The 19,193-nt window shown below is 52.0% G+C and carries 31 protein-coding genes; 19 read left to right on the forward strand and 12 right to left on the reverse strand.

Going from position 1 to position 19,193, the window contains the following annotated elements; translation table 11 throughout:
* Positions 1-291: 291 nt before the first annotated feature.
* Positions 292-489, reverse strand: a complete 198-nt coding sequence (locus tag NBH14_RS28765; RefSeq protein ID WP_431849728.1) for a hypothetical protein — start codon at positions 487-489, stop codon at positions 292-294.
* Positions 490-659: 170 nt separating this feature from the next.
* On the opposite strand from NBH14_RS28765, the gene NBH14_RS03470 reads away from it, so the two are divergent.
* The 18 genes from NBH14_RS03470 to NBH14_RS03555 all read left to right on the forward strand — a co-directional run bounded on the left by NBH14_RS03470 (position 660) and on the right by NBH14_RS03555 (position 14,389).
* Positions 660-1,415 (forward strand): ParA family protein, encoded by a 756-nt coding sequence (locus tag NBH14_RS03470; protein WP_005643916.1) that lies wholly within the window; start codon positions 660-662, stop codon positions 1,413-1,415.
* Positions 1,416-1,420: 5 nt separating this feature from the next.
* Entirely contained in the window at positions 1,421-1,870 is a 450-nt protein-coding gene (locus NBH14_RS03475; RefSeq protein ID WP_004311202.1) for a DUF3408 domain-containing protein, read from the forward strand.
* Entirely contained in the window at positions 1,867-2,256 is a 390-nt protein-coding gene (locus NBH14_RS03480; RefSeq protein ID WP_299338276.1) for a DUF3408 domain-containing protein, read from the forward strand. Before NBH14_RS03475 ends, NBH14_RS03480 begins: the two co-directional genes overlap by 4 nt.
* Positions 2,253-2,993, forward strand: a complete 741-nt coding sequence (locus NBH14_RS03485) for a hypothetical protein (RefSeq protein ID WP_032595736.1) — start codon at positions 2,253-2,255, stop codon at positions 2,991-2,993. The genes NBH14_RS03480 and NBH14_RS03485 overlap by 4 nt, the downstream gene beginning before the upstream one ends.
* 201 nt (positions 2,994-3,194) lie before the next feature.
* Complete coding sequence (locus NBH14_RS03490; RefSeq protein ID WP_004311205.1) at positions 3,195-3,506, forward strand: DUF4134 domain-containing protein; 312 nt, start codon at positions 3,195-3,197, stop codon at positions 3,504-3,506.
* Between the two features lie 10 nt (positions 3,507-3,516).
* The gene (locus NBH14_RS03495) at positions 3,517-3,849 is read left to right on the forward strand and encodes a DUF4133 domain-containing protein (RefSeq protein ID WP_004311206.1); all 333 of its coding nucleotides are present in this window, start codon (positions 3,517-3,519) and stop codon (positions 3,847-3,849) included.
* Positions 3,846-6,350 carry a TraG family conjugative transposon ATPase gene (locus tag NBH14_RS03500; protein ID WP_005827325.1) on the forward strand — a complete coding sequence of 835 codons (2,505 nt, stop codon included), beginning with the start codon at positions 3,846-3,848 and terminating at the stop codon, positions 6,348-6,350. Before NBH14_RS03495 ends, NBH14_RS03500 begins: the two co-directional genes overlap by 4 nt.
* 37 nt (positions 6,351-6,387) lie before the next feature.
* Positions 6,388-6,771, forward strand: coding sequence for a DUF3876 domain-containing protein (locus tag NBH14_RS03505; protein ID WP_004308928.1), 384 nt, complete (start codon positions 6,388-6,390; stop codon positions 6,769-6,771).
* Positions 6,772-6,801: 30 nt separating this feature from the next.
* Positions 6,802-7,431 (forward strand): DUF4141 domain-containing protein, encoded by a 630-nt coding sequence (locus NBH14_RS03510; RefSeq protein WP_004308927.1) that lies wholly within the window; start codon positions 6,802-6,804, stop codon positions 7,429-7,431.
* A 3-nt stretch (positions 7,432-7,434) separates the two neighbouring features.
* Positions 7,435-8,439 carry a conjugative transposon protein TraJ gene (traJ, locus tag NBH14_RS03515; protein ID WP_004308926.1) on the forward strand — a complete coding sequence of 335 codons (1,005 nt, stop codon included), beginning with the start codon at positions 7,435-7,437 and terminating at the stop codon, positions 8,437-8,439.
* A gap of 31 nt (positions 8,440-8,470) precedes the next feature.
* Complete coding sequence (gene traK / locus NBH14_RS03520; RefSeq protein ID WP_004308925.1) at positions 8,471-9,094, forward strand: conjugative transposon protein TraK; 624 nt, start codon at positions 8,471-8,473, stop codon at positions 9,092-9,094.
* A 6-nt stretch (positions 9,095-9,100) separates the two neighbouring features.
* Positions 9,101-9,409: a TraL conjugative transposon family protein gene (locus tag NBH14_RS03525; RefSeq protein WP_004308924.1), complete on the forward strand. Its 309-nt coding sequence runs from the start codon at positions 9,101-9,103 to the stop codon at positions 9,407-9,409.
* Positions 9,390-10,745, forward strand: coding sequence for a conjugative transposon protein TraM (gene traM / locus NBH14_RS03530; protein ID WP_032595739.1), 1,356 nt, complete (start codon positions 9,390-9,392; stop codon positions 10,743-10,745). The genes NBH14_RS03525 and traM overlap by 20 nt, the downstream gene beginning before the upstream one ends.
* A 69-nt stretch (positions 10,746-10,814) precedes the next feature.
* Entirely contained in the window at positions 10,815-11,873 is a 1,059-nt protein-coding gene (traN, locus tag NBH14_RS03535; RefSeq protein ID WP_032588475.1) for a conjugative transposon protein TraN, read from the forward strand.
* A 2-nt stretch (positions 11,874-11,875) separates the two neighbouring features.
* Positions 11,876-12,451, forward strand: a complete 576-nt coding sequence (locus NBH14_RS03540; protein WP_032588474.1) for a conjugal transfer protein TraO — start codon at positions 11,876-11,878, stop codon at positions 12,449-12,451.
* A gap of 8 nt (positions 12,452-12,459) precedes the next feature.
* Complete coding sequence (locus NBH14_RS03545; protein WP_004310298.1) at positions 12,460-13,359, forward strand: DUF8464 domain-containing protein; 900 nt, start codon at positions 12,460-12,462, stop codon at positions 13,357-13,359.
* A complete protein-coding gene (locus NBH14_RS03550; protein ID WP_032595742.1) occupies positions 13,359-13,865 on the forward strand; it encodes a DUF3872 domain-containing protein in 507 nt (168 codons plus the stop codon). Before NBH14_RS03545 ends, NBH14_RS03550 begins: the two co-directional genes overlap by 1 nt.
* Positions 13,862-14,389 carry a glycoside hydrolase family protein gene (locus NBH14_RS03555; RefSeq protein WP_005827312.1) on the forward strand — a complete coding sequence of 176 codons (528 nt, stop codon included), beginning with the start codon at positions 13,862-13,864 and terminating at the stop codon, positions 14,387-14,389. The genes NBH14_RS03550 and NBH14_RS03555 overlap by 4 nt, the downstream gene beginning before the upstream one ends.
* A 62-nt stretch (positions 14,390-14,451) precedes the next feature.
* On the opposite strand, the gene NBH14_RS03560 is transcribed toward NBH14_RS03555, so the two are convergent.
* The 11 genes from NBH14_RS03560 to NBH14_RS03610 all read right to left on the reverse strand — a co-directional run bounded on the left by NBH14_RS03560 (position 14,452) and on the right by NBH14_RS03610 (position 18,898).
* Positions 14,452-14,673, reverse strand: coding sequence for a DUF7688 family protein (locus NBH14_RS03560; RefSeq protein WP_004310300.1), 222 nt, complete (start codon positions 14,671-14,673; stop codon positions 14,452-14,454).
* 116 nt (positions 14,674-14,789) lie between these two features.
* Complete coding sequence (locus tag NBH14_RS03565; protein WP_004310301.1) at positions 14,790-15,098, reverse strand: hypothetical protein; 309 nt, start codon at positions 15,096-15,098, stop codon at positions 14,790-14,792.
* A gap of 53 nt (positions 15,099-15,151) precedes the next feature.
* Positions 15,152-15,457: a DUF6956 domain-containing protein gene (locus tag NBH14_RS03570; protein ID WP_004310302.1), complete on the reverse strand. Its 306-nt coding sequence runs from the start codon at positions 15,455-15,457 to the stop codon at positions 15,152-15,154.
* The gene (locus tag NBH14_RS03575; RefSeq protein WP_008770680.1) at positions 15,397-15,615 is read right to left on the reverse strand and encodes a DUF3873 domain-containing protein; all 219 of its coding nucleotides are present in this window, start codon (positions 15,613-15,615) and stop codon (positions 15,397-15,399) included. The genes NBH14_RS03570 and NBH14_RS03575 overlap by 61 nt, the downstream gene beginning before the upstream one ends.
* Positions 15,616-15,646: 31 nt before the next feature.
* Positions 15,647-15,904: a DUF8466 domain-containing protein gene (locus NBH14_RS03580; protein ID WP_005827305.1), complete on the reverse strand. Its 258-nt coding sequence runs from the start codon at positions 15,902-15,904 to the stop codon at positions 15,647-15,649.
* A 24-nt stretch (positions 15,905-15,928) separates the two neighbouring features.
* Complete coding sequence (locus NBH14_RS03585) at positions 15,929-17,194, reverse strand: PcfJ domain-containing protein (RefSeq protein ID WP_004310303.1); 1,266 nt, start codon at positions 17,192-17,194, stop codon at positions 15,929-15,931.
* Positions 17,191-17,610, reverse strand: coding sequence for a PcfK-like family protein (locus NBH14_RS03590; protein WP_004310304.1), 420 nt, complete (start codon positions 17,608-17,610; stop codon positions 17,191-17,193). The genes NBH14_RS03585 and NBH14_RS03590 overlap by 4 nt, the downstream gene beginning before the upstream one ends.
* A gap of 23 nt (positions 17,611-17,633) precedes the next feature.
* Positions 17,634-17,855, reverse strand: a complete 222-nt coding sequence (locus NBH14_RS03595) for a hypothetical protein (protein WP_008019901.1) — start codon at positions 17,853-17,855, stop codon at positions 17,634-17,636.
* An 11-nt stretch (positions 17,856-17,866) separates the two neighbouring features.
* Complete coding sequence (locus NBH14_RS03600) at positions 17,867-18,082, reverse strand: hypothetical protein (protein WP_005643957.1); 216 nt, start codon at positions 18,080-18,082, stop codon at positions 17,867-17,869.
* A gap of 7 nt (positions 18,083-18,089) precedes the next feature.
* Complete coding sequence (locus tag NBH14_RS03605) at positions 18,090-18,425, reverse strand: hypothetical protein (RefSeq protein WP_004310306.1); 336 nt, start codon at positions 18,423-18,425, stop codon at positions 18,090-18,092.
* A 62-nt stretch (positions 18,426-18,487) separates the two neighbouring features.
* Positions 18,488-18,898, reverse strand: coding sequence for a hypothetical protein (locus NBH14_RS03610; protein WP_032588465.1), 411 nt, complete (start codon positions 18,896-18,898; stop codon positions 18,488-18,490).
* 14 nt (positions 18,899-18,912) lie between these two features.
* On the opposite strand from NBH14_RS03610, the gene NBH14_RS03615 reads away from it, so the two are divergent.
* Positions 18,913-19,068: a hypothetical protein gene (locus tag NBH14_RS03615; protein ID WP_004314171.1), complete on the forward strand. Its 156-nt coding sequence runs from the start codon at positions 18,913-18,915 to the stop codon at positions 19,066-19,068.
* Positions 19,069-19,193 lie beyond the last annotated feature (125 nt).

Genomic DNA, 19,193 nt, shown 5'->3' on the forward strand with positions numbered 1-19,193 from the left:
GACGGCATAAGCCGCCGCTTCGGATTACAGCACCGCAGTTCTGAAAGGCTTCCCGACTTCGGAGGGAAAGCCCGCCCCCTGCAAGGGCAAGTGCTTTTCGTGGCTGCTCAAAATATTTTGAGCGGCTGAAAAGACATCTTGCTATGTTCAGGTGAACATAAAAATCCGTCGGGGACGGATTGGGGATGATTCCTTTCAAACTCCGGGCTGCGCTACCTGCGGCGTACCCTGCCGTTCGGGTGCAAAGTTACGCCCTTAAGGCGATGTCCGACAGAGGCTTGACCCGGACAATCAGTGCCAACCGGCGCAACGTGCTGCCACTTGCCGGAGAAGTGATACAAGTTCCAAAATATCCTTGTTTATTTGCAGTGTGATTCGGATGTGGGACTGAAAATACACTCCTTCCGCCGGATGTTCGGACAGCAATCCGGGCATCAATCCAAACGGTTGAAAACAGGTGTATGTATTCAGATAGTTTTCCAAGCACACGTCCGTGCGGACGGATAAAAGCATGGACGGTTGGACAAACCGATGAATACCCGCAGGCACAGCCGGATTAAGGAGTGAATAAATAAATGAATGGGAGTGCGTGCGTACGTACTAATGACAATACGCTACCGCCACCGGACAGATGTATAACCAAATAAATTATCAAAAAAATGAAAGAAGCAACTTATGTGGCAATCTCCACGCAGAAAGGTGGAGCGGGTAAGACAACCCTGACAGTGCTTGTAGCAAGCTATCTGCACTATGTGAAAGGCTACAACGTAGCCGTGGTGGACTGCGATTTCCCGCAGTACAGTATCCATGACATGCGCAAGCGTGACATGAAAGCCGTCATGGAGGACGGGCATTACAAGGTGCTGGCGTATGAGCAGCTCAAACGACTGAAGAAGAACCCGTACACCATCAGATGCAGCCGTGCGGAAGATGCGGTAAAGACCGCCGAAAATCTGGTGGCAGCGCAGCCCGACCTCGATTTCGTGTTCTTCGACCTGCCGGGAACAATCAACAATGCCGATGTGGTGCAGACCATTTCCCAAATGGACTATATCTTCACGCCCATCATCGCCGACCGTGTGGTGATGGAGAGTTCCATCAAGTTCGCCACTGTCATCAACGAACAGATGATAAGCACGGGCAAGTCCGGCATCAAAGGGATTTACCTCGTGTGGAACATGGTGGACGGACGCGAAAAGACTGAACTTTACAAGGCATACGACAAGGTCTGTGCCGAGTTCGCCCTGCCCATTCTGGAAACACATCTACCGGACAGTAAGCGCTTCCGCAAGGAGACGGCGGCAGAACGCAAGGCGGTATTCCGCTCCACGGCGTTTCCGGCGGACAAAATACTGGTACGCGGCAGCAACCTCGACAAACTCGTCGATGAGATTCTCGGCATCATCAAAAACTGAACGGCATGGCAAAGAAAACAAGAATCGAGGACATCGACAGCGAAGCCGTAATCAACTCATTTCGACTGGACGATACAAGCATTCCGCCGGAAGCGAGAAGCACGGACGGGAACGCTCCTGTCCCACCTCCGAAAGAAGCGATACAAGAAGCCGTTTCTCCACCCGCCTCGCACTCCAAAGAGGAGCCGGAACGCAGGCGCAGGAACAGCAAGCCGGAAAAATTGGATTATGACACAGTATTCATATGCGGTTCCAATATCACGGCAAGGCTCGGCAAGCAGGTCTATATCCGCAAGGAGTACCACGACCGCATACAGAAGATGCTTCATGTAATCGGAGGCAACGAAGTGACTATCGCGGCATTTCTTGACAACGTGCTGACACACCATTTCACGCTGTTCCAAGACGAGATAGCCGAATCGTTCAAACGGCACATGGAATCCTATAATTTATAAACACTCAAAAACAACAAAGAAGTATGAAAAGAACAAATAAGAACCGTCAGGCTGAGTATCTGCAAACAGGAAAGAGTGAAAGAACCGCTGTCCGTGCAGCAAAGTGTGTAACCGACTACGGGCATGAAAATACCGACGTTGACTTCCGCAAGGATAAAGGCAGAGACAAACCGCTCTCGACTTTCCTGCAAGCATCGGAAATCAAAACGCGGCAATGTATATACATCAGCCGAGAAATTCATGAGAAAGTCGCTATCGTTACCAGTCGGATGGGAAACGGTTTGAGCATCGGCAAGTTTGTGGATAACATCCTCCGCGACCATTTCCGACAATACGGGCAGCAGTACATGGAACAGATTGAAAACGCCCAAAAAGTAAGATTATGACAAAGGCGTTTTTAATCGTATCGGTTGCTTGCAACGTGTGGTTTCTGTTTCTGCTGTTCTATGACCGCATCATGGACATGAAGCTCATCCGTTTCTTCAGACATATTGCCGGGCTGTGGCGGTCATTGGACAGTACGGTGGCAGAGCAAGGAAAGGATAAGGAAATACCTCACGCAGACACCTCGGACATCATTGGCAAGAGCCGTTTCAAGATGGCATCGACCCGGACAACCGCTGCCATACCGACGCAAGAAGCCGCCACTTCGGAAAAAGGCATTGAGCTGTCGGAGGAAGAGGCTACTTTTGACGACGGAAACACGGAAACCGTCTCACGCCCGACACAAGTACCGGAGGACAAACTCGATGAAACCTTCACGAGCATCCCGCCCTCGGAACTGGAGTACGGAGAAGATGAACCGGAGGATGAAGAACCAGACAAAAAGCAGGCTTCGGGAAGTAGCTTCGAGGATATTGACATGGCAGTACACACCATACGGAAGGAATCACCATCCGATGAGGAAATGCGACACGCCGGAAAGGTCATGACGGAACTGGACGGGACAGAGCTTTTCACAAGAATAACGGAACGCCTGACCGATGAAGCAATGAGCGAGAGGATTGCAAAGGCGATGGCAGTTTTCGTGGACACGGTGAACATGACCGTGACACAACAAAAGGAAAAGGTGTTCGTGATTCCCGACAACATCGAGGAGTTCGACTTCCGAAACTATGTATAACAACTAAAAAAGAATGGAAATGAAAACGTAAAATGACGACACCCACGCGCACGGCGGTACAAGGTACAGCCAACCCGCAACGGACAGCCCCAAGTCCGTAGAAACAAACGGGCAACCACTAAAACCAAAGTAAAGTAATCAAGTATCAACCGCCCGAAAAAGGACTATCCACCCTTTGGACGGCACAAAAAAGAACAGTTTATGAACAAGAACATCAGACAAAAGTTAATCATCGCTGCGGCACTTATGATTGCCGCAACCGCCTCCGCTTTCGCACAGGGAAACGGTCTGGCTGGCATCAACGAAGCCACCTCTATGGTGAGTTCGTATTTCGACCCCGGCACGAAATTAATCTACGCCATCGGCGCGGTAGTCGGGCTTATCGGTGGCGTGAAAGTGTACGGAAAATTCTCGTCCGGAGACCCGGACACCTCGAAGACCGCCGCCTCGTGGTTCGGGGCTTGTATCTTCTTGATTGTCGCCGCCACTATCCTGCGCTCATTCTTCCTTTAATAAACAATGTATGGCTGAATACCCGATAAACAAGGGTATCGGCCGTCCGGTCGAGTTCAAGGGTTTGAAGGCTCAGTACCTCTTCATCTTCTGCGGAGGTCTGCTGGCTCTCTTCGTCCTGTTCGTCATCCTCTATATGGTCGGCATCGACCAGTGGATATGTATCGGCTTCGGCGCGGCATCGTCTTCCGTCCTCGTATGGCAGACCTTCGCGCTGAACGCCCGGTACGGCGAACACGGGCTGATGAAATTGGGAGCGGCAAGGAGCCATCCCCGATACCTTATCAACCGACGGCGGATCACCCGATTACTCAAACGGCAACGAAAGGAAGAAACGACATGAGAAATACATCCAAAATGACAACACTGGAAAACAAGTTCCCCCTGCTGGCGGTGGAGCATGGCTGCATCATCTCCAAAGACGCCGACATCACGGTGGCTTTTGAGGTGGAACTGCCGGAGCTTTACACCGTGACGGGCGCAGAGTACGAGGCGATACACGGCTGCTGGTGCAAGGCTATCAAGGTGCTGCCGTACTTCTGCGTCGTGCATAAGCAGGATTGGTTCATCAAGGAGAAATATATGCCGGAGTTACAGAAGGACGACATGAGTTTCTTGAGCCGTTCCTTTGAACGCCACTTCAACGAGCGTCCGTACCTGAAACACTCCTGCTATCTCTACTTGACCAAGACGACGAAAGAACGTAACCGTATGCAGAGCAACTTCAGTACGCTGTGCCGGGGACATATCATCCCGAAGGAGCTGGACAAGGAAACCGCCGGGAAGTTCATGGAGGCCGCCGAACAGTTCGAGCGCATCATGAACGACAGCGGCTTTGTGAGGCTGCGCCGCCTCTCCACCGACGAGATTGTCGGGACGGAGAAGTCCGCCGGGCTGATAGAGCGTTACTTCTCGCTCATGCCCGAAGGCGACACGACCTTGCAGGACATCGACCTCTCGGCAAAAGAAATGCGTATCGGTGACAACCGCCTGTGCCTGCACACCCTCTCCGACGCGGAGGATATGCCAGGAAAGGTGGCTACCGACATCCGCTACGAGAAACTCTCCACCGACCGCTCGGACTGTCGCCTCTCCTTCGCCTCCCCCGTGGGGCTGCTGCTTTCCTGCAACCACATCTATAACCAGTATGTGATTATCGACAACAGCGAGGAAAATTTGCAGAAGTTCGAGAAGTCCGCAAGGAATATGCAGTCGCTATCCCGATACAGCCGGAGCAACAGCATCAACCGCGAGTGGATAGACCAGTACCTGAACGAAGCCCATTCCTACGGGCTGACCTCGGTACGGGCGCACTTCAACGTCATGGCGTGGAGCGATGACGCGGAGGAACTGAAGCATATCAAGAACGATGTGGGCAGCCAGCTGGCAAGCATGGAGTGCGTGCCGCACCACAATACCATCGACTGCCCGACGCTCTACTGGGCGGCGATGCCCGGCAACGCGGCGGACTTCCCGGCGGAAGAGAGTTTCCATACATTCATCGAGCAGGCGGTGTGCCTCTTCACGGAGGAAACCAACTACCGCAGTTCGCTCTCGCCCTTCGGCATCAAGATGGTGGACAGGCTTACGGGAAAACCGTTGCACCTCGACATCAGCGACCTGCCGATGAAGCGGGGTATCACGACCAACCGCAACAAGTTCGTGTTGGGTCCTTCGGGCAGCGGCAAATCCTTTTTTATGAACCACCTCGTGAGGCAATACTACGAGCAGGGTACGCACGTGGTGCTGGTGGACACGGGAAACTCCTATCAGGGCTTGTGCGAGATGATCCGGTGCAAGACAAACGGGGCGGACGGCGTGTACTTCACCTACACGGAGGAGAAACCGATTTCGTTCAACCCGTTCTACACCGATGATTACGTGTTCGACGTGGAGAAAAAGGACAGCATCAAGACATTGCTGCTGACGCTCTGGAAGTCGGAGGACGACAAAGTGACGAAGACGGAGAGCGGCGAACTGGGCAGTGCGGTGAACGCCTATATCGAGCGTATCAGGGCTGACCGGAGCATCGTCCCCTCGTTCAACACCTTCTACGAGTATATGCGCGACGACTACCGCCGCGAACTGGCGGAACGTGAGATAAAGGTGGAGAAGTCCGACTTCAACATCGACAATATGCTCACCACCATGCGGCAGTATTACCGGGACGGACGCTACGACTTCCTGCTCAACTCCACGGAGAACATCGACCTGCTCGGCAAGCGGTTCATCGTCTTCGAGATTGACAGTATAAAGGAAAATCGCGAGCTTTTCCCTGTGGTGACCATCATCATCATGGAAGCCTTCATCAACAAGATGCGCCGATTGAAAGGCGTAAGGAAACAGTTGATAGTGGAAGAGGCTTGGAAGGCTCTATCTTCGGCGAACATGGCTGAGTACCTGCGCTATATGTACAAGACCGTGCGCAAGTATTACGGGGAGGCAATCGTGGTGACGCAGGAGGTGGACGACATCATTTCCTCGCCCGTCGTCAAGGAGAGCATCATCAACAACTCCGACTGCAAGATACTCCTTGACCAGCGGAAGTACATGAACAAGTTTGATGCCATACAGTCCCTGTTGGGTCTGACGGAGAAAGAGAAGTCGCAGATACTCTCCATCAACATGGCGAACAACCCGTCAAGGCTCTACAAGGAAGTGTGGATAGGACTGGGCGGCACGCAGTCGGCAGTCTATGCCACCGAAGTTAGTGCTGAAGAGTATCTGGCGTACACCACCGAAGAAACGGAAAAAGTAGAGGTTTACCGTCTGGCGGAACAGTTGGGCGGCGACATTGAAGCCGTCATCCGGCAGCTTGCCGAAAGGCGGAGAAAAAAGGAATAAATAGAAACAGATTCATCAACTAAAAAAGAAAATGCGTATGAGTATATCAAGAACGAAAATGCTGCAAGTCAGCAAGTGTTTAATCGGGCTGGCGGTCATGGTGCTGCAATCCTGCGACATAACGGACAACCGACGCGACCTGCTTTGCGGAAACTGGGAGAGTGTGGAGGGCAAGCCCGACGTGCTTATCTACAAGGAGGGCGAAGCCTATAAGGTGACGGTATTCAAGCGGAGCGGCATCCGCCGCAAGCTGAAGCCGGAAACCTATCTCTTGCAGGAGGAGAACGGCAATCTGTTCATGAACACCGGATTCCGCATCGACGTGTCCTACAACGAGGCGACGGACATCCTGACCTTCTCGCCGAACGGGGACTACGTGCGTGTGAACCCGAAACCGGACCATCCGATAGGCGAGCAATAAATAATGAAATCCACTAAAATCCAAAGTAACATGAGAACAAGAATAACACTTATTATCTGCCTGTGCCTGTTTGCAGTCGGCAGGGCAAGCGCACAGTGGGCGGTGATAGACCCGTCCAACATCGCGCAGAGCATCGTGAACACCTCGAAGAACGTGGTACACACTTCCACGACCGCCCAGAATATGATAAAAAATTTTCAAGAGACCGTGAAGATTTACGAACAGGGCAAGAAGTATTACGACGCACTCAAATCCGTGAACAATCTGGTAAAGGACGCCCGGAAGGTGCAGCAGACCATTCTGATGGTGGGTGACATCACCGACACCTATGTGACCAGTTTCCAGAAGATGATGCGTGACGACAACTTCACGGTGGAGGAACTGGGAGCCATCGCCTTTGGCTACACCAAGTTATTGGAGGAATCCAACGATGTGCTGACGGAACTGAAGAATGTGGTGAATATCACCACGCTCTCCATGACGGACAAGGAGCGCATGGACGTGGTGGAACGCTGCTACTCCAAAATGAAGCGTTACCGCAACCTCGTGAGCTACTACACCAACAAGAACATTAGCGTGAGTTACCTGCGTGCGAAGAAGAAAAACGACCTTGACCGCATCATGGGGCTGTACGGGAACATGAACGAAAGATATTGGTAGCCTATGAATTTCGACAACCTTCACCAAATTCTGCGCTCGCTCTACGAACAGATGATGCCGCTATGCGGGGACATGGCGGGCGTGGCGAAAGGCATCGCCGGGCTGGGCGCACTCTTTTATGTGGCCTACCGGGTATGGCAGTCGCTGGCGAGAGCCGAACCGATAGACGTGTTCCCTATGCTCCGCCCGTTCGCTATCGGTCTGTGCATCATGTTCTTTCCGACGGTGGTACTGGGTACGATAAACAGCATCATGTCGCCCGTCGTGCAGGGTACGGCAAAGATGCTGGAGGCGGAAACGCTGGACATGAACCGATACCGTGAGCAGAAGGACAAACTGGAGTACGAAGCGATGATGCGCAATCCCGAAACCGCCTACCTCGTGTCAAATGAGGAGTTTGACAAACAACTGGAAGAACTGGGCTGGTCGCCCGGCGACATGGTGACGATGGCGGGGATGTACATCGAGCGCGGGATGTACAACATGAAGAAGGGCATCCGCGACTTCTTCCGCGAGATACTGGAACTGATGTTCCAAGCCGCCGCCCTCGTGATAGACACCATCCGCACGTTCTTCCTCGTGGTGCTGGCGATACTCGGTCCGATAGCCTTCGCCATATCGGTGTGGGACGGCTTCCAAAGCACGCTTACACAGTGGATATGCCGCTACATACAGGTCTATCTGTGGCTGCCCGTGTCGGATATGTTCAGCACCATACTGGCGAAGATACAAGTGCTGATGCTGCAAAGCGACATCGAACGGATGCAGGCTGACCCGAACTTCTCGCTGGATTCGAGCGACGGGGTGTACATCGTCTTCATGATAATCGGCATCATTGGTTACTTCACCATCCCCACGGTAGCAGGCTGGATTATCCAAGCCGGAGGCATGGGAAGCTACGGTCGCAACGTGAACCAGACGGCAGGACGAGCCGGAAGTATGGCGGGCAGCGTGGCGGGCGCAGCCGCAGGAAACGTGGTCGGACGTGTCGGGAAGCTGCTGAAATAATCAACTGACAATTAAAAACGAATAAACAACAATGGAATTTAAGTCACTTAAAAACATCGAATCATCGTTCAGGCAGATACGCCTGTTCGGTATCGTCTTCCTCTCGTTGTGTGCCGTAATAACGGTATGGAGCGTGTGGAGTTCCTACCGCTTCGCGGAGCGGCAACGGGAAAAGATTTACGTGCTGGACAACGGCAAGTCGCTGATGCTGGCTCTCTCGCAAGACTTGTCGCAGAACCGTCCGGCAGAAGCGAGGGAACACGTGCGCCGTTTCCACGAGCTGTTCTTCACGCTCTCACCCGAAAAGAGCGCGATAGAGCATAACGTGAAACGCGCCCTGCTATTAGCGGACAAAAGCGTGTACAACTACTATTCGGACTTTGCCGAGAAGGGGTACTACAACCGCATCATCGCCGGGAACATCAATCAGGTGTTGAAGGTGGACAGCGTGGTGTGCGATTTCAACGGCTATCCCTACCGTGCCGTGACCTACGCCACGCAGAAGATCATCCGGCAGAGCAACGTCACCGAGCGCAGCCTCGTGACTACGTGCCGCCTCTTGAACTCGTCCCGTTCGGACGACAATCCCAACGGTTTCACCATCGAGGGATTCACCATCATCGAGAACAAGGATTTACAAACCATCAAAAGGTAAACGGACATGAAGAAAATCAAAAAATCATTTTGGCGTGCGTACTGGAAGCTCCACGACAAAAAGAAAATGCTGGTGGCAAGGCTCAAAGGCTATCTGGACGGTTTGCCCCCGAAGACACGCAGGCGCATCGTGCTGGCGATGCTCGCCGCCTTTGCGGTGCTTGCCCTCTACACCTTCGGCAAAGCCGTCTATGAAATCGGCAGGAATGACGGCAGCCGGATGGTAACAGACCATGCCGGACAGGTGGAACTGTCCATAAAGCCGGACAACAATCATAATGTAATACCTTATTTATATGGAACAGACGAAGAATGAACCTAAAAACGAGAACAAGGCGGCTCCCGACAACGGGAAACCGAAGAAGGAGCGCAAGCCGCTGACCGAAGCCCAAAGGCTGAAACGTCAGAAAATGATAGTGCTGCCCGCTATAGTGCTGGTATTCATCGGTGCTATGTGGCTGATATTCGCCCCGTCTTCCGACAAGGAGCAGCAACCGGGAACGGGTGGTTACAACATCGAAATGCCCGACGCTGACAAGGCGAACCGCCAGATCATCGGCGACAAGGCGAAAGCCTACGAACAGGGAGCAATGGAGGAACGGCAGGAGAACCGCAGCCGCGCCATGCAGGAACTGGGCGATATGTTCGACCGCGAGGTGGCGGAAACGGACGGCGGCAGGGACTTCGACCTTGCTAATCCCGGAAATGCGGAAGATGCAACAGCAAAATCATCCGCTCCGAAAACCATCCAATCCTCCGCAGCTGCCTACCGCGACCTCAATACCACGCTCGGCAACTTCTATGAGCAGCCGAAGAACGACAACGCGGAAATGGACGAACTGTTAGAGCGTATCGCCTCGCTGGAATCGGAACTGGAAACCGAGAAAGGCAAGGCATCCGCTATGGATGACCAAGTGGCACTCATGGAGAAGTCCTATGAACTGGCGGCGAAGTACATGGGCGGGCAGAACGGCACACAGCCACCTGTCGGACAGGCGGCAGAGCCTTACCCCGTGCAGAAAGCCGGAAAGAACACGGCTGCACCTGTCAGGCAGGTAACGCATCAGGTGGTATCTTCGCTCTCACAGCCGATGAGCAACGCTGAGTTTGTCGCCTCCTTCTCGCAGGAGCGCAACCGCAGTTTCAATACGGCGGTGGGTGTCACGACTGTATCGGACAGGAACACCATATCGGCGTGTGTCTATGGGGCGCAGAGTGTGACTGACGGGCAGGCGGTAAGATTACGGCTGCTGGAGCCGATGGCAGTGGCGGACAAAATCATACCCCGCAATGCAGTGGTGGTAGGCACGGCAAAGATTCAGGGCGAACGACTCGATATTGAAATTACTTCGCTGGAGTACGCAGGTACGATTATCCCGGTAGAACTGGCGGTGTATGACACGGACGGACAGCCCGGCATCTTCATTCCAAACTCGATGGAGATGAACGCCGTCAGGGAGGTTGCCGCCAACATGGGCGGCTCGCTGGGCAGCAGCATTAATATCTCCACCAACGCAGGGGCGCAGCTCGCCTCCGACTTGGGCAAGGGGCTGATACAAGGCACGAGCCAGTATATCGCCAAGAAGATGCGTACCGTCAAGGTGCATCTGAAATCCGGATACAAGGTCATGCTATATCAGGACAGAGATTGAAAACAATAACAATCAACGACTAAAAAAACAACAACCAAATTTTTATTTACCACTAAAATCCAAAGTAGAATGAAAAAAGTAATCATCATGTTTGCCCTCGCTATGGGCATCATAACTGCCAACGCGCAGGAGAACGTAACCGTTGGAGAGAACAACGGAAGTGAACCGACGAACGAAGCGAGAGCAGAGACAAGCTCGCTTGACTATGCCTCGCAAGGAGGAGGAAGGCAAAGCCAACAACCGACCTTGACAAAGGAGGTCTATCCGCAGAAGGAGGCGGACGGCGATCTGTATCACGGGCTGACAAAGAAGCTGACCTTCGACCGCATGGTTCCCCCGCACGGATTGGAAGTGACCTACGACAAGACCGTCCACGTCATTTTCCCCTCGGAGGTGCGCTACGTCGATTTAGGCTCGCCCGACCTGATTGCGGGTAAAGCCGACGGAGCGGAGAACGTCATCCGCGTGAAAGCTACCGTGCGTAACTTCCCGAACGAAACCAATATGTCGGTAATCACGGAGGACGGGAGTTTCTATACTTTTAACGTGAAGTACGCCTCCGAACCGCTGCTTCTCAACGTGGAGATGTGCGACTTCATCCATGACGGCGAGAAGGTGAACCGCCCGAACAACGCGCAGGAAATCTACCTGAAGGAACTGGGCAGCGAAAGCCCGATGCTGGTGCGCCTTATCATGAAGTCCATCCACAAGCAGAACAAGCGTGAGGTGAAGCACATCGGCTGCAAGCGATTCGGCATCCAGTACCTGCTGAAAGGTATCTACACGCATAATGGGTTACTCTATTTCCACACGGAGATAAAGAACCAGAGCAACGTGCCTTTCGATGTGGACTACATCACATGGAAAATCGTGGACAAGAAGGTGGCGAAGCGTACCGCCGTGCAGGAGCAGATTATCCTGCCGCTCCGTGCGCAGAATTACGCCACACTCGTGCCGGGCAAGAAGAGCGAGCGCACGGTATTCACGATGGCGAAGTTCACCATTCCCGACGACAAATGCCTCGTGGTGGAACTCAACGAGAAGAACGGGGGGCGTCACCAGTCTTTCGTGATTGAAAACGAGGACTTGGTACGTGCCAATACCATCAACGAACTTCAAGTGCGCTGACCATGAGAAAGTACATCGCAATAATCATCGTGTCGCTTGCCCTGTTCACGGGGCAGGCGCACGCCCAGCGATGCCTGCCGAAGATGCAGGGCATCGAATTGAGAGCTAACCTTGTGGACGGTATGCGTTTAAGTGGCAACAATGGCGGTTACAGTTTCGGGGCGGCTCTCTCCACCTACACGAAGAACGGTAACAAGTGGGTGTTCGGTGGCGAATACCTCTTGAAGAACAACCCGTACAAGGATACCGCCATACCTGTGGCGCAGTTCACGGCGGAGGGCGGTTATTATTTCAAGATACTCTCCGACGCCCGTAAAATAGTGTTCGTCTATGCGGGGGCTTCGGCTCTCGCCGGATATGAGTCGGTGAATTGGGGCGAGAAAGTGCTGCATGACGGCTCCACGCTCCATGACCGGGACGCCTTCATCTACGGCGGTGCGCTGACGCTCGATGTGGAGTTTTACGTGGCTGACCGTATCGCCCTGCTCGCCAACCTCCGGGAGCGCCTGCTGTGGGGTGGCGACACACGGAAGTTCCATACGCAGTTCGGGGCGGGCGTCAAGATAATCATCAACTGACACGTCGCATGGAACGGACGGACATTGAGAATATGAGGCAGATACCCATTGCGGACTTTCTCGCACGGCTGGGACATGAGCCTGTCCGAAGGAGCGGAAACGAGCTGTGGTATCGTGCGCCATACCGCAGTGAACGCACGCCCTCCTTCCGTGTGAACGTGGCGAAACAGCTCTGGTACGACTTCGGCTTGGGCAAGGGCGGCGACATCTTCACGCTTGTCGGGGAGTTTACCCGAAGCGGGGATTTCATGGCGCAGGCGAGATTCATAGCGGAAACCGCCCGTATGCCGCTTGCCGCAGCAGAAAAGCCGTTGTACCTGCCGGAACCGTCCGAACCTGCCTTTGAGGGAGTGGAAGCCGTCCCGCTGCTCCGCTCTCCGCTGACGGAGTATTTGAAGGAAAGAGGCATCCCTTATGCCGTTGCATCCCGCCACTGCTGCCGCCTGAACTACGGCGTGCGTGGTAAGCGGTACTTTGCCGTCGGCTTTCCGAACGTGTCGGGCGGCTATGAAACCCGAAGCCGCCGTTTCAAGGGTTGCGTACCACCAAAGGACGTGTCGCTGGTCAAGGCGGGGGACATCCCGGCGGACGTGTGCAGCGTGTTCGAGGGCTTTATGGACTTCCTGTCCGCCGTCACGCTCGGTTTGGCAACGGGTGACTGCCTTGTGCTGAACTCCGTCGCCAACGTGGAAAAGGCTTTGAAACATCTGGACGGGTACGAGCGCATCGACTGTTACCTCGACCGAGACGAAGCCGGACGCAGGGCAATGGAAGCCCTGCGGACACGCTACGGAGGAAAGGTGACAGACCGTTCCGGCATCTATCAAGGCTGCAAGGACTTGAACGAGTACCTGCAACAAGTATCAAGAAAACAACAAAAGAACAACAATCTAAAAATCAAAGAATAATGAACATACTGAACAACAAGAACAAGAGAACATCAATCTTCAAGGCGTTGGCACTCTGCCTGTTCGCCGCAGTGTCATTCACATTCGTATCGTGCGACGACGATATGGACATCCAGCAATCCTATCCCTTCACGGTGGAAACCATGCCCGTGCCGAACAAGGTCACAAAGGGGCAGACGGTGGAAATCCGCTGTGAGCTGAAGAAAACGGGCGATTTCGCCAATACCCTCTATACCATCCGGTATTTCCAGTTCGAGGGTGAGGGCACACTGAAAATGGACAACGGCATCACTTTCCTGCCCAATGACCGCTACCTGCTCGAAAACGAGAAGTTCCGGCTGTACTACACGGCGCAAGGTGACGAGGCGCACAACTTCATCGTGGTAGTGGAGGACAATTTCGGCAACTCCTATGAGTTGGAATTTGACTTCAACAACCGAAACGTGAAGGATGACGGGGTTATCACTGTTGTCCCCATCGGGAACTTCAAGCCCTTTACACGATGATGCGTGTATTCATGGCTATCCTCTGTTCGCTTCTGGCGGTCTGTTCCGTGTCCGCACGGAACAGACGCCATGAGGGAACGGACGGGCAGGCGGCTATCTACCGGCTGCCACCATTTGAGAGGGCGGTGCGATGCACGAAGTATTTTGAGGGCTGGCATTCGGAAAAACATCACCCGTATGTAGGATATGGACATCGGTTGCAGCCGGGGGAAAGGTATTCGGCACGCACCATGACGAAGCGGCAGGCGGACGCGCTTCTGCGAAAAGACCTGCGGAAGTTCTGCGCGATGTTCCAGCAGTTCGGGAAGGATTCGCTTCTGCTTGCCACGCTCGCCTACAATGTCGGTCCGTACCGTCTTTTGGGGAGTGGGAAGATACCCAAAAGCACGCTAATCCGAAAGCTGGAGGCGGGTGACAGGAACATCTACCGGGAGTATATCGCTTTCTGTAACTATAAGGGGAAACGCCACGCCATGCTGCTCAAACGAAGGAAGGCTGAGTTTGCGCTGCTGTATGTACCATAAAGAATAAGTGTCTGACGAAAGAAACTCCGATGAAGCCGCCAACTTCATCGGAGTTTCAGTTTTCATACATTCGGGATTGTCCCTTTGCCTGCAACCTCACCGTCCCTGCAATGCTCTATGATACCGGGTGAAAATCCCATGCTGCCGATTGCGATATGCCGGATATAGTCTGTATATTCCTGACCTTGAAAATTCCTGCCCGTAAGGTTCTTGAAAACCATCTTTATGCTTATGCCGTCGTTGCTGTACAAGATGGTTTTTCCGTTCTGTCTGATTGTTTCCATGATTAAAACTTGTTTTTGTGAATACTATCGTAGATTGGTACAAAGGTTTCTTTGCCTACTTTCTTATCCGCCATCATGCTCATGAAAGAAAGTAGGCGGCTTTTGCCGCCCACCCCTCAAAAGCGGGTGTAAAGTCCCGTTACCATCGTGAACATTTCCTCCAGCATATCGCAATATATCCCCTCGTGCGTTTCAATGTCCTTCGTCCTGCTCTCGAATGTCTTTTTGCTGAACGTCTTGCGGTAGAAACGCATATTGTATAGGTCTGCCCCTCCGTCATAGATGATGTCAAGGCGGTTGGCACTGGTCTTGTTCCTCGCAAGGCTCATGCGCAAGCCGTTGCCCATGTCTGTGAAGTCTTTGCTTCCCGTCATGGCGGCAAAGCGTCTGCCGCCAATCTGCTCTAAAATTGTCTTTGCTATCATATCCGTTGTCTTTTAGGTTTATGGTTCGGGCGGTGCGGACACCGCCCCAATGTTCAAAATTCTGTTTTCTCGGTTATGGGTGTGCATTTTTCCAGCCACTCTTTCAGACATTCCATGCTATACTCGCTCGTGATGACTGCCGTATGGCTGTCAATGGCAGTGAAACGGCTGCTTTCATAGCTGTCTATCCACCCCTTTAGGGTATCAACTCCCCACGCTTCGGCATCGTCAAAGATGCCGTCCAATGCCGTAATGGGTTCGCTGAATTTGACTATCAGCGTTTGGTAGCCTGCTTCGTTCATCGCTTCTCCTCCTTCCTTTCCTTTGCCGTTAGCCACTTGTCCCGTGCGGCTCGACATTCGTCTAATGTGGGTTTGACACAAGAGAAAAGTTCCCCGTCCGTGTGGCGGTAGTCGTATTGCACAAGGGTGCGTTTGCGTCTGTCGATACCCGTTTGGAATTTCTCGTAGTTCTCCGTTCCTGCCGATTGGCAGGTGCTTACTCCGTTAATTGTCATTTTGTTGCCATAGTCGTTGTTATTTAGATGATTAGAAATGTACAGACAGCACTCTGTGTTGCATCACCATTTCGGGGTCGCTCGTGTAGCGTTGGTGCAGGTAGAAATGATGAGAGCCGAAGCCGTAAAGGAAGAACTTGTCAAGTTCGTGTTTCTCGGCAAAGTCCTTGACGCTCGCCCTTAATTGCTCCTCACTCTGACAAAGAGTGAGGAGGTTCATAAATTCAAGGAACATCGTGGGGATTTTATCATCCCATAGGAAAACCATGCTTTCAAATCTTACTTCCATAATGTTAGTTGTTAGATGTCGATATTATGCCGCTTTCATCCGCTGGCGGATAAGGTTGGCGTTCTTGTTCACAAGGGCGATGATGCGGTCGTGGTATTCGGAGTTCTCGTTGCATACGCCACGACACTGCACCACCTCAAAAGTTTTTAGTGACACCTCTATCGTTTCAATTCGTTTTCCGTCAATGGTGGCGGATAGGATAAGGGAGTCTTTTCGTTTGTGGTAACCGCCCACACAATGGTGCATCGTCCTTCCTTCCTCTGCCATTTCTTCCACGCTCTCTATGACTTTGACGCAAATAAGGCTGTCGGTAAAGGCAAGTCCGAAGAATATGCCCTTAGCTTTCAGATATTGTTTCTCGTCCTCAATCGCTTTCCTGCGTTGCTGTTCAGTCCGCTCATGTTTCCTTTGCAGGTTGCGCTTTGCCACCAACTTGTCGTGTTCAACTTTGAGGTCGGCAGGGCAAACGTATTTCGGGCTGTTTGTGTCCTTGCCGAAATGACGCAGGAGGTCTATGGTGTCACGCCACATTGAGCCGTCCTCAATAGTATAGCCGTTGCGGATACATATCTTGATTGAAGCCCAATACTCTCCAATATTGAAAGAGTGGTACAGATAGTAGCGCAACATGGGATATTGCCCTGCCTTCAACAGCGTTTCCGCACGGCTGTCCGACAATAATGCCGGTATTAGTTTGGTGGGTACAATGTCGTGGAAATTGCCGTTAAAGCCGTTTCTGCGGAGCGTCGGCAACACCTTATATCTTGGATATATCGGGGAATATGAGATATGGCGGTACGCTTCATTGTCATTGCGGATAGCAAAAGGAGAAGCGAATGAGAACGTGTCGATGTAGCATCCCAATGTGCGTGGAATGGCAACAACAGCCTTACGCCCTTGTTCATTCCACCAATACTGCCCGATTTCAAGGGCATAGGACTTGGCATTAACCCCTTTCTCCATACCCACGACAAGCAAGAACATTCGTAGCACTTGGTATTCTCCGCTTGTGGTAAGGGTTGTGAAATACTGCTTTTGTCTTACCTTGCGCTGATAGGTGAGGCAGACTTTCAAACTTGCTCCACATTCGGGACACGTACAATGCTCGGTCTGCTCCGTCATTACCCAACTATGACCGCAATCCATACAAGTGGTACGACCTTTCGGCAAGCGGTGTGCATAATGCTCCACGCAATTACGGAATGCCCAATTTATCTGTATCGGGGTTATCGGGCGTAGTTTCTTGCTTTGGGCAAGAACTGCTTTTTCAAATTTGTTTCTCGGTTTCATAAGCCAAAATCAAATAATGAGGGTTGAACTTGGGTTTCTGTTTTCGCCTTTGTCGGCTTGGTGCGGTTCTGCAACTTGCGGAGTTCCTCGTCTTGGTATCTGCGGACTGCCTGCTGACGTGCTTCTGCTTTTTCCTCTGCCGTGAGTTCCACAATGTGGTTCACCGCCACTTGGCATTGGATAGGCTTGCCCACCTCAATCTCGTTCTCGTCATAGTAGTGTACTGCTTGTCCGTATATCTCTCCGTCCGTGAAGCCGTTACAACCGCTTTTCTGCACATAGTTCAGAATGTAGGTTACGCAATCGTCAATGTTCTTGGCTGGATTGCGGTAGTTCTTCGCAAAGAGCGTGTCTTCCTCCGCACGTTGTTCCAAATACATCTGTATCGTTCTCTTGAAATGGTCTGTTCCTTTCATATCGCTGTCGTTTTTATGAGTTGTCAAATAGTATGTTTCAAAATCTCCCTCCAATAAATCGGCTCAACCTCGCTCAATAGGAAGTCTATAAAGTCCTTCCGTGCGTCCTTGTTCAGTTCGTGGTAGAGTCCACGGAACACGGACATATTGCCGTTGAGGTATGTTTCCACCATGTACTCGAAGATGTTGCCCACCTCGTAGTATCTGCATTGTTGCTCCACTGTCTTGCTTCTTCTCTTTGCCATGTCGGTAGGGATTAAAGGGTGAATAACCAAAGAATGAAGCCGAAGAACAGGATAACGGAAAGAATAGCCACGATTACCCCTATTGCCACTCGGAACACTCCGTTTATTATCTCTCTGACGATGTACCAAAGGATGCCGGACACCCAAAAGGCGGTGCGCATGATTAGGGTGCATATCGCAAGCCCTATGTATTGCGCCATTTGTCTGAAATTTACCGTTGCTGTCATAGCCGTATCATTTGTTAAGTTCCACGATGCTGTCTATCCTGCCGTATAGGAAACTGCGGAGTGCGGTCTTGTCGGTAGCCTTGTATTCCGCCCAATGTCCATACTGCTTTACAATGTAGGTTCGGAGAATGTCGGAAAAGTCAAACATCCAACCTTGCAAGGGTACTGCGCTCTTGAAATAGGTGTTGCTGTTCACGTTGCGTGTAAGCCAATCCTTTTCCTCTCGGCTCAATTTCTCACCATTGTTCAGTTTGGTGCGAAGTCCGTACACCTTGCTGCCTTGCAGGTTCTCCAAACTTGGTACTTCCCATGCCACGAATTTTGTTGCTATTGCCGTTCTCATATCCGTTTTGTTTTTGATTTTTTGTTTTTTAATGCGGATTCAAGAGCTGAGGGAGTTGAGTTTCAAACTATCTTATCTGCTTCTCGTTTATCCGACATTTTTTTTAATGCGTCTTTCTGTCGCATCGGTCGTTTTCGTTTCGGGTGCTTAAAAAGGTAGGGATTAGGGAATGCAAGGTTTTTCGGAAAAATACTACCCGAAAGGCTGGAGATTTTTCCAGAAAACAGGAGGCTTGACCTTGCTTTCCCGTACAATCCCGGAGTTACCTTTGCACCCAGCACGAAAATGACTGCCTGATGCGGCTCACTGAAAGGCGCGAAAATGGAGGTAAACGGAAGTGGAGGCAGATTAGACAGGAAAACTTCAAAAGAGAAATCCGTGAAAAAGACATCCCCAACAGAAAAGAACATAGCCGGTAGCGTGAAACCGAGCAAACCATCGGCAAGGAAGTATGTTTTTATCTGTTTGGCCAAACGTGTTTGGTCGGATGGATAAAATCATTCTTCCCGGTTTGTCTGCCGTGAGTGACGGCTTGTTCCATTTATGGAATGTGCGGTCATACACGGCTTTCCGCTTCCGGCTCAAAAGGACAACGAAAAAAGAAAAATCGTCAAAACCCCGTAAAAGCACCTCTTTGGCATAAGCACAAAAGAAAGGGGCCTTGTCTCATCAGTCTAAACTATTGTTTAGGCGTGAGGCAAAGCCCTTTTCTCCGCTTATGCGGCAGTCGGCACACGTTCGTTCAAAATCTTTTTGGGCGATGGTGTG

The sequence above is a fragment of the Parabacteroides caecihominis genome, assembly GCF_023656785.1.
GTDB lineage: Bacteria > Bacteroidota > Bacteroidia > Bacteroidales > Tannerellaceae > Parabacteroides > Parabacteroides segnis.

Excerpts from the sequence above, each read along its gene's own strand:
- NBH14_RS03570 (WP_004310302.1), bottom strand. The coding sequence starts at position 15,457 with ATGTCGAGCCGCACGGGACAAGTGGCTAACGGCAAAGGAAAGGAAGGA.
- NBH14_RS03485 (WP_032595736.1), top strand. The coding sequence starts at position 2,253 with ATGACAAAGGCGTTTTTAATCGTATCGGTTGCTTGCAACGTGTGGTTT.
- NBH14_RS03580 (WP_005827305.1), bottom strand. The coding sequence starts at position 15,904 with ATGGAAGTAAGATTTGAAAGCATGGTTTTCCTATGGGATGATAAAATC.
- NBH14_RS03510 (WP_004308927.1), top strand. The coding sequence starts at position 6,802 with ATGAGAACAAGAATAACACTTATTATCTGCCTGTGCCTGTTTGCAGTC.
- NBH14_RS03555 (WP_005827312.1), top strand. The coding sequence starts at position 13,862 with ATGATGCGTGTATTCATGGCTATCCTCTGTTCGCTTCTGGCGGTCTGT.
- traN (WP_032588475.1), top strand. The coding sequence starts at position 10,815 with ATGAAAAAAGTAATCATCATGTTTGCCCTCGCTATGGGCATCATAACT.
- NBH14_RS03540 (WP_032588474.1), top strand. The coding sequence starts at position 11,876 with ATGAGAAAGTACATCGCAATAATCATCGTGTCGCTTGCCCTGTTCACG.
- NBH14_RS03525 (WP_004308924.1), top strand. The coding sequence starts at position 9,101 with ATGAAGAAAATCAAAAAATCATTTTGGCGTGCGTACTGGAAGCTCCAC.
- NBH14_RS03565 (WP_004310301.1), bottom strand. The coding sequence starts at position 15,098 with ATGATAGCAAAGACAATTTTAGAGCAGATTGGCGGCAGACGCTTTGCC.
- NBH14_RS03595 (WP_008019901.1), bottom strand. The coding sequence starts at position 17,855 with ATGGCAAAGAGAAGAAGCAAGACAGTGGAGCAACAATGCAGATACTAC.
- traJ (WP_004308926.1), top strand. The coding sequence starts at position 7,435 with ATGAATTTCGACAACCTTCACCAAATTCTGCGCTCGCTCTACGAACAG.
- NBH14_RS03550 (WP_032595742.1), top strand. The coding sequence starts at position 13,359 with ATGAACATACTGAACAACAAGAACAAGAGAACATCAATCTTCAAGGCG.
- NBH14_RS03545 (WP_004310298.1), top strand. The coding sequence starts at position 12,460 with ATGGAACGGACGGACATTGAGAATATGAGGCAGATACCCATTGCGGAC.
- NBH14_RS03490 (WP_004311205.1), top strand. The coding sequence starts at position 3,195 with ATGAACAAGAACATCAGACAAAAGTTAATCATCGCTGCGGCACTTATG.
- traK (WP_004308925.1), top strand. The coding sequence starts at position 8,471 with ATGGAATTTAAGTCACTTAAAAACATCGAATCATCGTTCAGGCAGATA.
- NBH14_RS03470 (WP_005643916.1), top strand. The coding sequence starts at position 660 with ATGAAAGAAGCAACTTATGTGGCAATCTCCACGCAGAAAGGTGGAGCG.
- NBH14_RS03560 (WP_004310300.1), bottom strand. The coding sequence starts at position 14,673 with ATGGAAACAATCAGACAGAACGGAAAAACCATCTTGTACAGCAACGAC.
- NBH14_RS03590 (WP_004310304.1), bottom strand. The coding sequence starts at position 17,610 with ATGAAAGGAACAGACCATTTCAAGAGAACGATACAGATGTATTTGGAA.
- NBH14_RS03600 (WP_005643957.1), bottom strand. The coding sequence starts at position 18,082 with ATGACAGCAACGGTAAATTTCAGACAAATGGCGCAATACATAGGGCTT.
- NBH14_RS03605 (WP_004310306.1), bottom strand. The coding sequence starts at position 18,425 with ATGAGAACGGCAATAGCAACAAAATTCGTGGCATGGGAAGTACCAAGT.
- NBH14_RS03500 (WP_005827325.1), top strand. The coding sequence starts at position 3,846 with ATGAGAAATACATCCAAAATGACAACACTGGAAAACAAGTTCCCCCTG.
- NBH14_RS03475 (WP_004311202.1), top strand. The coding sequence starts at position 1,421 with ATGGCAAAGAAAACAAGAATCGAGGACATCGACAGCGAAGCCGTAATC.
- traM (WP_032595739.1), top strand. The coding sequence starts at position 9,390 with ATGGAACAGACGAAGAATGAACCTAAAAACGAGAACAAGGCGGCTCCC.
- NBH14_RS03505 (WP_004308928.1), top strand. The coding sequence starts at position 6,388 with ATGAGTATATCAAGAACGAAAATGCTGCAAGTCAGCAAGTGTTTAATC.
- NBH14_RS03585 (WP_004310303.1), bottom strand. The coding sequence starts at position 17,194 with ATGAAACCGAGAAACAAATTTGAAAAAGCAGTTCTTGCCCAAAGCAAG.
- NBH14_RS03615 (WP_004314171.1), top strand. The coding sequence starts at position 18,913 with ATGGATAAAATCATTCTTCCCGGTTTGTCTGCCGTGAGTGACGGCTTG.
- NBH14_RS03575 (WP_008770680.1), bottom strand. The coding sequence starts at position 15,615 with ATGACAATTAACGGAGTAAGCACCTGCCAATCGGCAGGAACGGAGAAC.
- NBH14_RS03495 (WP_004311206.1), top strand. The coding sequence starts at position 3,517 with ATGGCTGAATACCCGATAAACAAGGGTATCGGCCGTCCGGTCGAGTTC.